The following is a 16,037-nucleotide window of genomic DNA, read 5'->3' on the forward strand; positions in this document are numbered from 1 at the left end:
TTACTCACTCCTTTCCTTATATAAATAAATAGCCAGCAGAACGGAGACTATCCCAATCGCTCCCAATGTGAAAAACAATTGTGCGGTTGACGGGATCAACCCCAGTTCAACAAAATTCTGCAGATCAGCCGCATCCTCCATGCTCATATGTTCTGCAATCTGAACGCTGCTCCACAGCATAATACTCGGTGTAGGAAGAAGGAACACTAAAATTTTAGGCAGGGAAGCTATTGTAAAAGTGGAAAGCAGATTAAATACACTGTAAAAAACACACAGCATAACCGAAAAAATATAAGATTTACTGAAAAATACGATCAGCAAAACCAGCGGCAATGCGCTGAGGGCAATCATAATGCCGTCCAGGACAGAAAACAGCAGTTTGTAGATAATATTTGTCACATCAAAGCAAATACTCCCGCATAAAATACTTGCCGCCGTCGAAGATATACAAAACAGGATGCTCAATAGCAGCAGCACGGCATACTTGGCCGCCACCATTTCCGTACTTGTCACAGGAATGGTCCTCAGATTCTTATAGGTGTCGTTATCCCGTTCCATAAAAAAGAGCTGCGCCGCAAGAATCCCTAATACACATGGAAGCAGCAGAAGCATGCCGAAGCCCATAACAGACTGCCACAATGCATCAAAAGCTGCCGCCTTCGTCGAATATTTTCCCTGTGCCGAATTCAGGCGGTAAACGATAAGGGTAAGAGGCGCCGGGAAAAGAAAAGACGCCATTAAAACCAGCTGTACAAATCTCTTTCTTTTCAGCTTCCAAAATTCACATTTGATCAGCTTAAGCAATGCCTTCACCCCCAGTCACCTTTTTAAAGTAATCCTCCAGCGTGTCTTCACATAAATGGACTTCCGAAATATCCACCCCCTGCCGCACGAAGGTCCGGTTCACCGCGGCAGCCGGCAGATCAACATCCAAAAGCCGGATACTGTTTTCCTCACAGATCTCGTAATTTCCGGTACCGAAATCTTTTTCCAGTATCTCTGCGGCCTTACGGCTGTCCGAAACGATAAACCGGATATAGCGGCGGTTTTTCCTCTCCATTTCTTCCAGACTCTCCTCTTCCAGCAGCACCCCTTTGTCAATAATGCCGATATCATCAGCCAGAAGCGCAATCTCCGACAGAATGTGGCTGGAGATCAGAATGGTCTTTCCGCCGATATCACAAAGCTCCCGGATAAAGGAACGGACTTCCGCAATACCGATCGGATCCAGTCCGTTAATCGGCTCGTCCAGAATCAGAAGCTCGGGATTGTGCATGACCGCCAGCGCAATGGCAAGCCGCTGTTTCATTCCCAGGGAATACTGGGAAAATATTTTTTTATCCCGGTAAGGCAGATTCACAAGCTCCAACGCCGTCTTTATATCCTTGGAATTCTTTAATCCTCTGAGCTCCGCAAATATCCTGAGATTCTCCTCAGCCGTCAGATTAGGATAGAAACCCGGCGATTCAATCAGACTTCCAATCCGCGGCAGCGTCTTGTTCTCGTTTCCGGCAAGAGGCTCACCGAATATCCTGATTTGTCCCGAATTGGGTCTGCTCAGCCCCAGAAGCATGCGCATGGCAGTCGTTTTCCCTGCTCCGTTGCGGCCCAGCAGACCATAAATCCTTCCCTTTTTTACATGAAGGCTGATGTGGGAAACACATACCTGGTTCCCGTATTTTTTAGTCAGATCATTGGTTTCAATAATATAGTCGTTCATAATTTTGAACCTCCTTTTTTCATCTCCTGACCAGATTAACATGCCAATCCTGAGATAACTCTGAGCCTGCCTTAAATTTACTCTGAGATTTACGGGATCAAATAGGAAAACCGGATGACTTGCCATATAATAAAGACATGACAGAAAGGAGGGCCATATGAAGGACAGAGCAATTCTTCTTGTGGATGATGAAACCGATTTGCTGGAAATGCTTCAATCTATTTTCGAACGGGCCGGATATACCCGGATTTTAACTGCTGCCTCCGGGAAAGCCGCTCTGAAAATATGGAAGGAAGCAAAGCCTTCTATGATAATTCTTGATGTGATGATGCCCGGCATGGATGGAATAGCCGTACTGAAGGAGATCCGCCGGACAAGCCGGATACCCGTCCTCATGCTGACGGCCCGCGGCGAGGCGGAGGATAGAATTGCAGGCTTTGAAGGCGGCGCGGATGACTATCTGCCGAAGCCTTTTTTACCAAAAGAATTATTGCTCCGGGTACAGGCAATTATGAGCAGGGCCTACCCGGAAAAGGAGCGCAGGATTTATCTGGAGGCTGCGACCATTGATTTAGACAAGGCGGAAGGCTGGCGCGGCGAGAAACCATTTTCCCTGACGGCAAAGGAACTGCAGCTGATTGAAAAGCTATATGAAAATGCAGGACGTATAGTCACAACCGGCTCATTATGCGAGACTGTCTGCGGGGAATTCTGGCAGGGCTATGAAACCACTCTCTCCACCCATATCCGGCATCTGAGGGAAAAAATAGAACAGAATCCCTCAAAGCCCGTTTCCCTTATTACGGTGAAGGGCCTGGGATACCGGCTCTATCTCAAAGGAGTGAAAAGATGAATGCTGTTGAACGTTTTTTCCGCCGCTATATCCTTTCTACGGTCGGCATACTGGTCCTTTTTTTTACCGTTAATCTCTTATTGTTGGGAACCTTTGCCCTGATTCTTTATCTGAACGGCGCCGCAGATTCCAGCTTCCCGACAGAAGAATTTTCCGGCCATATTGTTTTACAGAACGGAGAACTCATAGCCGACACCAGTGCACAGGAATTGCTGCAGCATGCAAAAGCCTGGGCCATGATACTGCGTGACGACGGGAAGGTTATCTGGGAAGAGGGCCTTCCGGAGGAGCTTCCGCGCCAATATTCCGTAACGGATGTCGCCCTCTTCAGCCGGTGGTACCTTAATGATTACCCCATCCATATCTGGAAACGGACAGACGGGCTTCTGGTCATAGGCTTTCCTCCCGGAAGTGTCATCCAGTTTTATTCTTCCACGCAGAGCCGGTATGCCCTGCCCTCCTTAACCGGGATAGCGGTCATTTTCGTTATTAACATCCTTTTAATGATATATCTGTTTTTACGGAATGTCCGCCGGATAGAACGAGCAATCGAGCCCATTTTAGAAGGCATTCATTCTCTCTCGCAGGGAAAGGCCTTCCGGCTGGAGGAAAAAGGCGATCTGGCGGAAATCAACGCCAGCCTGAACCGGACAGGGGAATATCTGATAAAAAAAGACAATACCCGGGCAGAGTGGATACGTGGAGTGTCCCATGATATCCGGACACCCCTTTCCATGATCCTGGGTTATGCCAGTGAAATGGAAGATACTCCGTCCCTGCCGCAGACAACAAGAAAACAGGCCGGAATAATCCGGACGCAGGGTGAAAAGCTGACCGAATTAGTGACCGACCTGAATCTGACAACGAAATTAGAGTATTCCCTGCAGCCAATCAAAAAGCAGCCGGTTAACCCGGTGGAATTGGCAAGGCAGGTCGTAAGCGAGTTTCTTAACAACGGCCTCGGAGAGGCCTGTGAACTGGAGATCTCTGAAGAACATCCCGGAAAAGCGATTCTTCTGTATGCGGACGATGCCTTACTGCGCCGCATGCTAAGCAATCTGATACGCAACAGTATCCTGCACAATGCGGAGGGCTGCAGAATAACTGTTTTGATCGGATCGACAGATAACTGCTGCATCTTTACTGTCTCCGACACCGGAACAGGACTGTCCGAATCTCAATTACAGTCCCTGAACAGCGGCCATGCAATACCAAGCACCTGTAAGGAAACGAATAATGCCGATCACGGGCTGGGCCTGAAGATAGTCAGGCAAATCGTGAAGGTGCATCAGGGGGAAATCCATTTTTCCAACAATGCTCCTCATGGGCTATGTGTTGAAATCAGGATCATGCGATATGCATAACCTCAATCAAAAGGAACCACACCAAACCATAATAAGTAATGACCGCAACCAGGTCGTTCAGGGTTGTGATCAACGGACCGGAGGCCACCGCCGGATCGATTTTGATTTTCTTGAAGAAAATAGGTACCACTGTTCCGATCAGGCTGGAAATAACAAGCGCAAGAACCAGCGCCAGCCCGATACATACGGATATTCCAAAAGAGAACTGCCATGTTGCATGCTGCGAAAAATGGATATAGAAACCAATAAACACCACCGACAGGCTCCCGAGAAGCAAACCATTGGTTAAGCCGATACGCCCTTCCTTAAAAACTAACCGGGCCTTCTGCTTTCCGGTCAGGTTTTCGTCCATCAGGACACGAATCGTAACCGCCAGAGACTGTGTTCCCACATTACCGGACATATCCAGAATCAGCGACTGGAAAAAGACAGCGATTGTGATCTGCGCCATAACCGCCTCAAACAGACCCACCACCGATGAAACCACCAGGCCAAGACCAAGCAGAATAACGAGCCAGGGAAGTCTCTTTTTAACACTCTCCTTCAGAGGCTCCGCCAGATCCTCCTCCGCCGACAGACCTGCTAATTTGGCGTAATCCTCGCCCATCTCGTCATCAACCACCTTGATGATATCCTGGGCCGTAATGATACCAAGAAGCTTGTTTTCTTCATCCAACGCAGGGATAGAGTCCTCTGAATAATCCTTAATCCGCTCAATACAGTCATCGATCTCCTCTTTGGCGTAAACAAAGGGATAGGATGTAATGATCAGATCCTCCAGCGGGCTGCCTTCCCGCGCGACAATCAGATCCTTGAGTACAATGGCCCCGCGAAATATATTGTTATCATCCACAACATACAGCGTTGCGATATTATCGTGATCGGCCGCCTGCCGTATCAGTTCCTTCATAGCCTGTTTTATGGATAAATCTGCATGAAGGGCAATGAAATTGGTGGTCATTTTACTGCCGATCTGATCCTCATCAAAAGACGAAATCAGCGCGATGTCTTTTTTTACATCATCGCCGAGCAGCTCAATCAGAGTCTCCCGTTCTTTTTTATCCAGCTGTTCCAGAAGCAAGACAGCCTTATCCGCATCCATTTTGGTAAGAACGGCTACTTTCTTTTTAATATCCATCTCTTCCAGGTAGCCCGAAACGGCGCTTTCTTCGGCATACTCGATAACATCAGACAGATCGTCAACATCAAGAATCCGATAAAGGCGCTGCCTTTCGGAAACACTCATATCTGAAAGGGCCGCCGCAATGCTGTTCTCATGGTAAGCCATAAGCTTATCCTTCATGACCGGCGGCGTATCATTTCCCCTGATAATCCGGATGATCTCCCTTTCGTAATTCGGCATTTCCCCTGTTTGCACATTGGTCAACATTTCCGTATTTGGCATCATATTTTCCTCCTTGTTGAAAAATTACCCGCTTCACTCCCAACACAGGCGGACGCTCCAAAATGCCAGCCGGAACTGTCATAATACTTCGGTGCCGCTATTCAGTGTTGGGGCTGCGACTGTTATCATCCGACGTACTTCGTCCAGGATCCATGCTGCCCACCTCTTTTCTACATTAAAATAACAGTATCTGCCGCCGCCCGTCATACTATGCAGGCCGCTCATACGATTCCAAACAGCAGCCCAATCAGACGGACAACTCCTGCCGCAAGCCATGCGATTGCACACTGCCCGACCACAACGACAACAGCCCATTTTCCGCCCAGCTCTCTCTTAATCGATGCTACAGCCGCAACACACGGCGTATAAAGCAGGCAGAACACCAGCAATGCCATAGCTGTGAGCGGCGTTAAAAGCCCCATGAGCATTTCCTGGGACGGGATTAAAATGGACAGAGTGGAAACAACGCTTTCCTTTGCCATAAACCCGGTGATCAATGCGGTGGAAATCCTCCAGTCTCCAAAGCCCAGGGGCCTGAATATCGGCGCGATAACGCCTGCTGCCGAGGCAAGCATACTGTTTTGGGAATCCGTCACCATATTAAATCGGAAATCAAAGGTCTGCAGGAACCAGATGATAATAGTGGCGATAAATATCACCGTAAAAGCCCTCTGCAGGAAATCCTTCGCCTTTTCCCACAAAAGCTGCACCACATTCTTCGCTCCGGGCATGCGGTAATTAGGCAGCTCCATGACAAACGGCACGGCCTCGCCTTTAAAGAGACTCCCCTTCAGCACAAAAGCCGTCAGGATGCTGACCAGGATCCCGATAAAATACAGACCGACCATGACCAAAGCCCCGTGCTTCGGAAAGAACGCGGCGGTAAAAAACGCGTAGATGGGAAGCTTTGCGGAACAGCTCATAAAGGGTGTCAGCAAAATCGTCATTTTACGATCCCGTTCCGAGGCGAGCGTCCGGCAGGCCATGACGCTGGGTACCGTGCACCCGAACCCGATCAGCATCGGCACGATACTGCGGCCGGACAGGCCGATTTTCCGCAGAAGCTTATCCATAACGAAGGCCACTCTCGCCATATAGCCGCTGTCTTCCAGAATCGAGAGGAAGAAGAACAGTGTGACAATGATCGGCAGAAAGCTGAGCACACTGCCCACACCCGTAAAAATTCCGTCCACAATGAGCGACTGCAGTGCAGCGTTCACATGGCCTGCTGTCAGTGCCGCGTCGGTGACATCCGTCAGCCAGGTTATTCCCATATCCAGCAGATCGGAAAGCCATGCGCCGATCACATTGAAGGTCAGCCAGAATACAAGCCCCATAATTGCGATAAATACCGGGATTGCCGTATACTTTCCGGTAAGAATCCTGTCTATCCTTGTGCTTCTGGCATGCTCCCTGCTCTCCTGCGGCTTTACCACTGTTTGCCCGCAAACCTCCTGGATAAAATGAAACCTCATATCCGCGATGGCCGCCGCCCGGTCCAGACTGCACTCCAATTCCATCTGAAGAATGATATGTTCCAGCATCTCTTTTTCATTATCCTGCAGTTCAAGGGCTTCCAGAATCACCTGATCACCCTCCGCCAGCTTGGAGGCCGCGAAACGGATAGGAATACCCGCGCGCTGCGCATGATCCTCAATCAGATGCATGATAGCGTGGATACATCTATGTACTGCGCTTCTTTCATCATCTGCACTGCAGAAATCCACCTGTCGGGGACGTTCCTGATATTTCGCCAGATGCAGGGCATGGTCAATCAGCTCATCAATCCCTTCGTTTTTTGCCGCGGAAATCGGAACCACCGGCACCCCCAGCAATTCTTCCATTTCATTGATTCGGATGGAACCGCCATTCTCCCGCACCTCATCCATCATATTCAGCGCGACCACCATCGGAACATCCAGCTCCATCAGCTGCATCGTCAGGTACAGATTCCGTTCAATGTTGGACGCATCCACGATGTTGATAATTCCCTTCGGTTTTTCCCGCAGGATAAATTCCCTTGTCACCATTTCCTCACTGCTGTAAGGGGACATGGAATAAATACCCGGCAGATCGGTGATCAGTGTGTTGGAATGTCCCTTAATCGCACCGTCCTTCCGATCCACGGTGACACCCGGGAAATTACCCACATGCTGGTTCGATCCCGTAAGCCGGTTAAACAACGTTGTCTTTCCGCTGTTTTGATTTCCCGCTAAAGCAAAGGTCAGTATTTCTCCCTCCGGCAGCGGATGCTCCTCTTTTTTCTCATGATATTTGCCGCCTTCTCCCAGACCCGGATGGGAAATATCACGCTTTGGCTTATGCGCGCCGCCTTCTCCGGAATGAATCGCAGCCTCCTTTATTTCTATCTTTTCCGCGTCCGCGACCCGGAGCGTCAGCTCATACCCATGGATTTTCAGTTCCAGCGGATCCCCCATCGGCGCAAATTTTACCATGGTCACTTCCGCGCCCGGGATCAGTCCCATATCCAAAAAGTGCTGCCGCAGCGCGCCCTCTCCGCCTACGGAAAGAATAACCGCATTTTTTCCAATTCCCAATTCTTTTAATGTCATTGTAACCACTTCCTCTCATTTTAGTGGAAAACACGTATCCTGCTTCTGATATCAGATAAACTGAAACAGATATCTTTGTACGTTAGCAAAAGCTAACCAATGGTGAAAAAAACAGATGCCGCGCTCTGCGGGCATTCTTTCTTTTTTCATAAACAGGGGATTATCCTCCCCCCCCCCCGGCACCCGGCCGGTCAGCACATACTCACCTGCGCTCCGAATCAGGACGTCCAGCGCCAAATCGTACTGCCTGCCGCAATCCTCTTTATGTATCAGCGAGTAAGCAAGGATGTGGATCAGAGATGACAGCACATCATCCGGCACTTTGATTTCTATCCCCGATCCCTTGAGTGCATTTCGTATATGGACATCGTGGCTGTGATAGTGCTTATCCAGAATTTCCTGCGGCATTTTCATCAGGATGACAGGGACATCCTCCTGGAAAAAACGCATCAGTTCAATCTCATCCATATAACGGATAGCGCTTCGCATAGCCTGTACCAGACGCTCCTGCGGCGGCAGGCCGCTTGACTCCAGAAGAGACTTATTCATATTTTCCGCGAGATCCGAGTGCATATCCTCCATGATCTCGAAAAAGAGCAGCTCCTTGGAATCGTAAAACTTATAAAAGGCGCTCTGTGAAATCCCGGCCGCCTTCGCCAGGTCGCCGATAGTGATTTTCTGCATGGAGGTATGTACGACGGTCCGGCGGGCGTAGTCCTTCAGTTTTCGGCGTATCCCGATCATCTCACGCTCTGTAAATTTAATGGCCATGATTCATCCTCGTGAAAATAAAAAAATAAAATGTTTTTACGTTCTTTATATTGTCACACTTTGATTTGGTTGTCAAGGTGGTACGGAAGATTTTACATTAGGGCCCACAGACGAATCCTGCAGATAACAAAAGCGGAAGAAAAGTATAAACCTTTCCTCCGCCCAGACATTATTTTTTATTTCTTATACATCCATGAGTTCAATAATTGTATAAATTCCTGCATTTTTTACTTCCAGTGTCTGCTGTCTGTATGAAACCTCCAACAGTGGATTTTCCGGGAAAGTACTGACACATCCCAGCCTCCACGTTTTTCCCAGACGGAAACAGAGTTTCGGCAGATTCCTTATCCTGTGGCTGTCACTATCATAACTGTAATTGATGATATGCAGTGCCCTTCCATTTCCTGTGTCATGCCAGGCAATCCCATATCCATCTTCCTCCGGCGCAGTGATTTCCTGTTCACGGCATTCCAGCATTTTAATCAGCGCATCCATATTTTCTTCCTCAAAATGTCTGTCCGCCCTGAATCCATTCTCAGGCTCTTGCCCCACTGTAATCACTTGTCCCCCACCGTTCTGGTAGTTTCTGAGCAATTTTATATCCTCCCGACGCATGGCAAAGGCATCCGGCAGGAGCACCATGCCGAAAGAACTGAGCCGCTCATAACACAGCGGTTCATCAGGGCTTTCATAGATCACCCGGTATAGAATATGTCTGTCGCTCAGCTTCTGCAGCAGCCGGAAAAAGCTGTCAAATTCCCCATCCCCCGCAAAAGCGCCTTCATCTCCCAATTCCTCGGGCAGTCCCCCGTTTCCATAGACTCCCTGCCATCCTGCCGGAGGCTTTGTCCACTGATTTTCACTGGCGGACTGCCAATCATAAATAACAGCCAAATCCGCTGCAGGATTCATGGGAAAAGCCGCTTCATGTTCATCCAGCCATGGCCCAAGCCTCTTCAGCATACGAAGATCCGGCCACAGCGCATCCTTTACCTGATTCTGCAGCCAGGAACCATAGGGGAAAGCCAGATGGAACCCATGTGCCAGAGGCTCAAGGAGAAAAAGGATAAACCTGTCATTGATACCATTCTTCATATCTTCTGCCATATCCCGTACATACTGATTGGGATCCTCCACAAAACAGCATTCCTTTCCGTTCAGCCATCCAAATGCAAACTGATACCAGCCATCCTGGCGCAGAGAGATGTTGGTCTTTTCCCCAGCCAGGATATCCAGATGCTTCTTGCAGTCCCAGCTATGGGGATAACAATTGAACAGGTTGGCGCTCACGGGGAACTCCTCGTCCCGCTGTCTGCGCGCATAGGCTTTTGCATGCTTCGCCACTTCCCGTACCACATATTCTATGGAGTCCATCTGCATCCGGGCATATTCCCGGAACAAAGGAATTTCCCAACGTTGGTTCCCTTTTCCCGCTACCAGGTCTCTGTCCCCATATCCCTTTTGCAGCAGATAGGCCCGATAGTCAAATTCTTTCAACTCTCCTGCATCCGCAGGCAAAGATATCCTCTTTTCTTTGAGATATCTTCTGAATTTATCCACGCATTCCGGACAGAAACAGCCTGCATTATTGAACACATGCTTCTGAGAATCATACTCATCAATATGCAGACCGCCGGCATTTGCATCAATCATCATTTCTGTTTCTTTTTTCAGATAGGCAAGATAAGAGTCTTTATTCGCGCATGCCGAATAGCATTTATGATCATGCTCCGGAGCCATCAGCCATCGTGCCAGGATATTCCTGCCTTCCAGGGAAACAGCCTTAAATTCTTCAAGGTAATCCCCAACTTTATCTCCTTTGAAATCAGTAAGCCCCTGCGGAAAAAATTGCTCTATAGGAGGAAATACATAGGGATAACGGTTGACGGACAATTCGCTCATACCCACGTATCCTTTTTTCACACCGGCATCCCTGTGTATATTCAAAGCCAGCAGCTGTGTTTCATCTTCATTCCATTCTGCCGCAAATTCCCATAGCTGTGCCTTCCAGAGCACTGCAAACGGCCGTATTCCCCTTTTCCGACATTCCCCGCAAAATTCCCTGTCATTCATATAGCCGTACAGCCGCATTCTGGGTTCAACTGCCCCTTCCGCTTCCAAAGCCAGATAAGGAAGGCCGATGGCACCGCTTCCCAAACAGGACCAGAGCAGCATATTACCATGCATTTCTATGATATCCTCAATCATATGCATATTTTTCATCGGCAGACTGGGATGATAATTCCACATATCCCTCTGCCACCCCATAAAATACAGTCCCTTTTTCATTTTTCTATACCTTTCTTAATCAGCACAATGCCGCAGACTGACTGTATCCACGGCACTGCATTTTCCTTATTCTTTTCTTTCGGCGGACTGTTCCCTTCTGGCAGTTACTACTGCCTTTTCCTGCAGAAGTCTTCAAAATCCCTTACACAATATCGCATCCCTCTTTAAGCCGGCACACCAGATTATAAAGGAAACTCCTTATCTCTCTGATATCCTTCTTTTCCGATCTCCGGTAGGCAGCAATCCTGGCGGTAGGCGGTACTGCCATGGGCACCAGTTCCCCTGCTTCCAGCAGGTTAGCTACATTTTCCGCAGCCTCCAGCAGTTCCTCCGCTCCTGCCCTTTTTTCCAATGCATCCCGGGCGGCGGCGATCGCCTTATCTGCGTGGCCTTCCTGGTTCACATCCGACTGTATGGCTGTTTCATTCCGATTTCTGAAGAATCCCAGGATGGCTGCCACAATAGAAGGATCTCGTACCGTTCCGTCCGGATATACTATACCATGTACCTTGCTCCACATACCGCCTTCTTCCTCTATCATCAGTTCAAATAAATACCAGCCAATCCCATATCTGTCTGCTGTCTCCACTGCCATATCATAGGGATTGGAGCGGCACAGACAGCCCGTCTCGTTGTTAATTACCGGCTTGCCGTATTTTTGAGATAACTCCACCGCCCGCCTGCAGGTTGCTTCCACCCGGCTTCTGGTTTCCAGATAATCATGAAAAATAATAATATCTACCAGTTCCCCTGTCCTGCTGTACTCCGTATCCTCAATGAATGTATGTCCCACGCCAAGTGCATTTACCGGATCCTTTTCTCTGACAAATTTGATAAAATGTCGCACAAAATCCCATACCATATCCAATCTTTTCTGTTTTTCCTGCGGATCATCCACACTCAGAAGGAAACCATGCCAGCTGGGCTCGTTCATCACATCCCAGAACAGCAGGCCGGGATGTGAAGCTACTGCATTAATGATATCAGACACATATGCTTCCCCTATGCTGTAGTTTTCCGGGTAATAGCACCCGGGAATGGGAGAACAGGAATGATCCTCCGACAGCCAGTAAGGTGTCTGGTCATCCGTAAAATAGGGCATCAGCAGGATTGGCGTAGTGGTGATTCCGTGATCATATGCAACAGTCATGAAATCCCTGAGATTATCAAGGAACCTTTCAGAATCCTTTTTCCAGTCCTCCATGTGCATGAACAGGCGGCAACTGTTGAGCGTAAGGCGCTTTGCATATCCCATGTTCCGCACTTCAATCTCGTGATTATAGTCCTTGAGTGAAGCCAGAGAATAGTTAAATCCTTTAATATTGCTGTAATCTTTTAATGGTCTCATAAACCCTCCCAATTTTTTATGCGGTTCCGCCGCCCTTGTTCCTGTCACATCAGATTCATTCCTTTAAATATATTAATAGTCCGCTCCGACATCTTTTATTTCATCATATGCCGCCTTCTTCTCCGCATATTTGGAATCAGCCCACTGATCCAGTTTATCTGCTCCCATACTCTTGGCAGTGGACAGCATTTCCTGATACAGGGCTTTGGATTCCTCCGGCGTGGAAGCCGTAATAATCTGTGCAGTCATGTTATTATAAAGTTCCACCAGATTATTCATAATTGTCTGTTCTTCCGAATCTGCACCCATACGAAGCATGCCCAGTACCGGGTTTGTTTCAGAGATGGAAGTAGCTGCTTCTCTTGCTTTAAAGGTCTGTCCTTCATTACCATATCCGGGAAGTGTGTTTCTAACGCCATCATGATAGATCCAGCCCCAGAATTTCATACCGTCTGATTCGGTAGGAGATTCAAAATCATAGTTCAGGACAGGATAGCTGTGTTCTTCATCCCAGTTCCAATCGGTTCCTTCCTCACCCCAAAGAGACAGGCACTGTCCTTCTTCACTGTACATGAATTTCATAAAATTATAGGCGGCAACAGGATCCGAACAGCTCTTGGGTACAAACAATCCTCTCCAGCCAGCCGTTGTCTGCAGATGCTTTGCACCCGGCTGATTAGAAATGATATCGGTCAGCTGAACAAGTCTGTAGTCACAGCCTGCTTCTCCCAGAGTCACACCCATCTCATCAGCAGTATTGGAATATTTCGCCAGCGCAAACAGTTTGCCTGCTGCCATGTAATCTGAATCGTCACTGTCGGAAGTAAATGCAAAATTCTCATCTGTCATATAACCTTTGAGATACCAGTCGTTCATCAGTTCATAATAATCTTCCAGGACAGGATCCTCTATAAATGCCTTTGCATGCCCGTCCACATCCAGGAAACCGCCGATTCCGGCATCGGACCCCAACAGCATTTTAATGATGCCGTTTGTATGTGTGTAGTTATACATAAAGGGAACCACATCCGGATACTGTTTCTTTACTTCAGCCAGCATTGCTTCAAACTCATCCAGATTGTTGATCTCAGGAGAACCGATCGCTTCATAGATGTCATCGCGAACTACCAGACCTGTGGTTTCATAAACAGCCTTCGGATATTCTTCCATATAATAGTCCGGAGAATAACCGCACATAATGGTATACAGGTTTCCATCATCAGCCGTGTTCACCAGTCTCAATACGGGATGCACATCAAAAGATTCTTCACCTGCCATCTGTGCCAGTTCATCCAGTGTATAACACATATCGGAATTCTGCAGTCTGGATATTTTCGCATTGTCACTGGTAAGAATGATATCTCCCAAATCTCCGGAGGCGATCATCAGATTCAATGCCGTGCTGTCCGCTGCTGTAGTCACCTCAAAGGTCACACCTGTGTTTTCACTGATTTTTTCAGGAATTCTGCCTTCCCATACAGTATAAGGCCACCATGTTTCATCATTGAAAAACCTCAGTTTTACAATGTCCGAACTGTCCGCTTTTGCAGTTTCTCCTGACTGCGCTGCCGCAGTCGTCTGTTCCGCTGCGCTCTCTTCTTTTGGGACTGTTTCATTGCTGCCGGAAGAAGCTGCACTGCCGCCGCACGCTGTCAGTAACATTGCCGATGCCAGACCAATGCTGATAAAAGATTTTATTCCTTTTCTTTTCATAGTACCCTCCTTATATGTTTGTTGTTTTTATTAAAAGACTCCCCGGAGTCTGATAACCGCTGAATTTTCCAAATATCTTTACTCCTTGACTGCTCCGAGCATCAATCCTTGTACAAAATATTTCTGCAGGAACGGATAAACACACATGATAGGCAGCATGCTGGTAACCATGGCAGTTGCCTGTGTCGTCAAAGTAGTCGACTTTGTAGTGATAGTACCGCCTGTAATGGATGCTCCGGTAGACTGGTTGATTTCTACCAGCATTCGGTAAGCTACCGTCCGCAGGGATTCTTTATTGACGTAATAAGAAGAATCAAGCCATGAATTCCACTGGTTCACGGCAGAAAATAAAGACAATGTTGCGATGAATGGTGTAGAAATAGGCATTACGATTCGAATCAGAGTCTTCAATTCCGAAGCCCCGTCCAGCTTGGCGGACTCCAACAATGCCATTGGAATGGAACCGAAAAAGTTCATGCCCACGATAATAAAAAACAGGTTCAGCATGGATGGAATTACAAACACCCAGAAGGTATTTACCAAATGAAGATTTTTCAGGACAATATAATAGGGAATAAGGCCGCCGGATACATACATGGCAAACACCACCAGGAAACGGTATATCTTGCCGAACATCAGATCTTTACGCGACAGAGTATAGCTTACCAGGCAGGTCATACATACTGTCAGAAAAGTCCCAGCGATGGTACGGATAAAAGACACTACAAAGGCGTTTGTCCAAATCTTCTGTCCCAGCAGATTTTTATAGTTATCAAGGGTGAAAATACGGGGCCACAGATATACACCACCCCTCATAAAATCATAACCATCGCTGAAAGATGCCACTACCACATACCAGAAGGGATAAGCCGTTATCAGCAGGACAATGATCAGGCAGAACCAAACAACTATATCCACAGCCAAATCCTCTCGGGATCTTATTTTTCTTTTATTCATCTGCTTACTTTCTCTCATCAGAATATTCCCTCCCCGGTAATCTTCTTTGCCACCTTATTACTCACCAGGATCAATATCACTGAAACGGCGGACTGTACCAGATCTGCAGCCGTTGCGTATGCAAAGCGGCCTTCTGACAATCCCATTTTAAAGGCATAGGTCTGCAGAATCTCGGAAGCCGAATTGTTAATGGCATTTCCGAAAATATAGCTTTGATCAAAATTAGAACCGCCCATTCCGCCTCCCAGCAGGCCGCCGATGGAAAGAATCAGTACTGTCACGACGGATCCCTTGATTCCCGGGAAAGTGATATAACGGATCCGCTGCAGTCTGCCCGCACCGTCAATCTGCGCCGCTTCATAGAGCTGGGAATCAATGCCGCTGATTGCAGCCAGGAAGATGATTGCCCAGTAACCGGTAGTCTTCCAGATTGCTAAAAAAGTCGCTACTCCCCAGAACAAATTCGGTGAAGTCAGGAACTGAATAGGTGCTTTAATGAGGCCCCAGTCCTGCAGTATCTGGTTAATCAGGCCCATATCCGCATTCAGGAAAGAGTTTGCAATAGTATAAACTAAAATCCATGAGATAAAGTTCGGCAGATAGGTAACTGTCTGAACTGCCTTTTTAAATTTCTGTACCTTCATCTCATTTAAAAGCAGAGCCAGAATAATCGGTGCCGGGAAAGTAAAGAGCAGTTTCAAGATACTCAGTACCACCGTATTTCGAAGAATCTCACTGAAACGGTAATAAGAAAACAGTTCTTTAAACCATCGGATTCCCACCCAGTCTGCCGTCCAGATCCCTGAAAAGCCCATCTGAATCTTATAATCCTTAAAAGCAATAATAATACCGCTCAATGGCAGATAAGAAAAAACAAATAAAACCGCCATACCGATCCAGGCAAATATCTGTAATTCTCTTTGTTTTTTGAATGTTTTCCAGCTTATTTGTAATTTTTCCTTCAATTTCATTCCTCCTGTCCTGTTCTATTCGTTCTCCTGCCGTAGAATAAAAAGCCGGCACAAACGTGCCGGCGCATTTGTG

General features: G+C 47.6%; 12 protein-coding genes. 2 read left to right on the forward strand and 10 right to left on the reverse strand.

What is annotated here, in order from left to right:
* Together BLA28_RS10555 and BLA28_RS10560 are read right to left on the reverse strand one after the other, a co-directional pair.
* Window positions 1-813: an ABC transporter permease gene (locus BLA28_RS10555; protein WP_242955436.1), complete on the reverse strand. Its 813-nt coding sequence runs from the start codon at window positions 811-813 to the stop codon at window positions 1-3.
* A complete protein-coding gene (locus BLA28_RS10560; protein WP_071699094.1) occupies window positions 797-1,720 on the reverse strand; it encodes an ABC transporter ATP-binding protein in 924 nt (307 codons plus the stop codon). Before BLA28_RS10560 ends, BLA28_RS10555 begins: the two co-directional genes overlap by 17 nt.
* 157 nt (window positions 1,721-1,877) lie before the next feature.
* On the opposite strand from BLA28_RS10560, the gene BLA28_RS10565 reads away from it, so the two are divergent.
* Together BLA28_RS10565 and BLA28_RS10570 are read left to right on the forward strand one after the other, a co-directional pair.
* Window positions 1,878-2,573, forward strand: a complete 696-nt coding sequence (locus tag BLA28_RS10565; RefSeq protein WP_044967779.1) for a response regulator transcription factor — start codon at window positions 1,878-1,880, stop codon at window positions 2,571-2,573.
* Complete coding sequence (locus tag BLA28_RS10570) at window positions 2,570-3,937, forward strand: sensor histidine kinase (protein WP_071699095.1); 1,368 nt, start codon at window positions 2,570-2,572, stop codon at window positions 3,935-3,937. Before BLA28_RS10565 ends, BLA28_RS10570 begins: the two co-directional genes overlap by 4 nt.
* Here BLA28_RS10570 and mgtE read toward each other — a convergent pair.
* From mgtE to BLA28_RS10610, 8 genes are all read right to left on the reverse strand, one after another.
* Window positions 3,921-5,345, reverse strand: a complete 1,425-nt coding sequence (mgtE, locus tag BLA28_RS10575; protein ID WP_242879968.1) for a magnesium transporter — start codon at window positions 5,343-5,345, stop codon at window positions 3,921-3,923. The two genes, BLA28_RS10570 and mgtE, sit on opposite strands and share 17 nt — an antisense overlap.
* A 218-nt stretch (window positions 5,346-5,563) precedes the next feature.
* Window positions 5,564-7,915 (reverse strand): ferrous iron transport protein B, encoded by a 2,352-nt coding sequence (gene feoB / locus BLA28_RS10580; RefSeq protein WP_071699096.1) that lies wholly within the window; start codon window positions 7,913-7,915, stop codon window positions 5,564-5,566.
* A 51-nt stretch (window positions 7,916-7,966) separates the two neighbouring features.
* Entirely contained in the window at window positions 7,967-8,686 is a 720-nt protein-coding gene (locus BLA28_RS10585; RefSeq protein ID WP_071699097.1) for a TetR/AcrR family transcriptional regulator, read from the reverse strand.
* A gap of 183 nt (window positions 8,687-8,869) precedes the next feature.
* Window positions 8,870-10,975 carry a hypothetical protein gene (locus BLA28_RS10590; RefSeq protein WP_071699098.1) on the reverse strand — a complete coding sequence of 702 codons (2,106 nt, stop codon included), beginning with the start codon at window positions 10,973-10,975 and terminating at the stop codon, window positions 8,870-8,872.
* Between the two features lie 142 nt (window positions 10,976-11,117).
* Window positions 11,118-12,323: a glycoside hydrolase 5 family protein gene (locus tag BLA28_RS10595; RefSeq protein WP_044967772.1), complete on the reverse strand. Its 1,206-nt coding sequence runs from the start codon at window positions 12,321-12,323 to the stop codon at window positions 11,118-11,120.
* Window positions 12,324-12,395: 72 nt separating this feature from the next.
* Window positions 12,396-14,036 carry an extracellular solute-binding protein gene (locus tag BLA28_RS10600; protein WP_025483333.1) on the reverse strand — a complete coding sequence of 547 codons (1,641 nt, stop codon included), beginning with the start codon at window positions 14,034-14,036 and terminating at the stop codon, window positions 12,396-12,398.
* 78 nt (window positions 14,037-14,114) lie between these two features.
* Window positions 14,115-15,011 carry a carbohydrate ABC transporter permease gene (locus BLA28_RS10605; protein WP_207650790.1) on the reverse strand — a complete coding sequence of 299 codons (897 nt, stop codon included), beginning with the start codon at window positions 15,009-15,011 and terminating at the stop codon, window positions 14,115-14,117.
* Window positions 15,011-15,958, reverse strand: coding sequence for an ABC transporter permease (locus BLA28_RS10610; RefSeq protein WP_242877456.1), 948 nt, complete (start codon window positions 15,956-15,958; stop codon window positions 15,011-15,013). The genes BLA28_RS10605 and BLA28_RS10610 overlap by 1 nt, the downstream gene beginning before the upstream one ends.
* Window positions 15,959-16,037 lie beyond the last annotated feature (79 nt).

Origin of the sequence: Eisenbergiella tayi (assembly GCF_001881565.1) — a bacterium.
GTDB classification, from domain to species: domain Bacteria; phylum Bacillota; class Clostridia; order Lachnospirales; family Lachnospiraceae; genus Eisenbergiella; species Eisenbergiella tayi.

What these genes read in the sequence shown, in the direction of transcription:
- mgtE (WP_242879968.1), bottom strand. Translation starts at nt 5,345, where the DNA reads ATGATGCCAAATACGGAAATGTTGACCAATGTGCAAACAGGGGAAATG.
- BLA28_RS10570 (WP_071699095.1), top strand. Translation starts at nt 2,570, where the DNA reads ATGAATGCTGTTGAACGTTTTTTCCGCCGCTATATCCTTTCTACGGTC.
- BLA28_RS10600 (WP_025483333.1), bottom strand. Translation starts at nt 14,036, where the DNA reads ATGAAAAGAAAAGGAATAAAATCTTTTATCAGCATTGGTCTGGCATCG.
- BLA28_RS10565 (WP_044967779.1), top strand. Translation starts at nt 1,878, where the DNA reads ATGAAGGACAGAGCAATTCTTCTTGTGGATGATGAAACCGATTTGCTG.
- BLA28_RS10590 (WP_071699098.1), bottom strand. Translation starts at nt 10,975, where the DNA reads ATGAAAAAGGGACTGTATTTTATGGGGTGGCAGAGGGATATGTGGAAT.
- BLA28_RS10605 (WP_207650790.1), bottom strand. Translation starts at nt 15,011, where the DNA reads ATGAGAGAAAGTAAGCAGATGAATAAAAGAAAAATAAGATCCCGAGAG.
- BLA28_RS10595 (WP_044967772.1), bottom strand. Translation starts at nt 12,323, where the DNA reads ATGAGACCATTAAAAGATTACAGCAATATTAAAGGATTTAACTATTCT.
- feoB (WP_071699096.1), bottom strand. Translation starts at nt 7,915, where the DNA reads ATGACATTAAAAGAATTGGGAATTGGAAAAAATGCGGTTATTCTTTCC.
- BLA28_RS10560 (WP_071699094.1), bottom strand. Translation starts at nt 1,720, where the DNA reads ATGAACGACTATATTATTGAAACCAATGATCTGACTAAAAAATACGGG.
- BLA28_RS10585 (WP_071699097.1), bottom strand. Translation starts at nt 8,686, where the DNA reads ATGGCCATTAAATTTACAGAGCGTGAGATGATCGGGATACGCCGAAAA.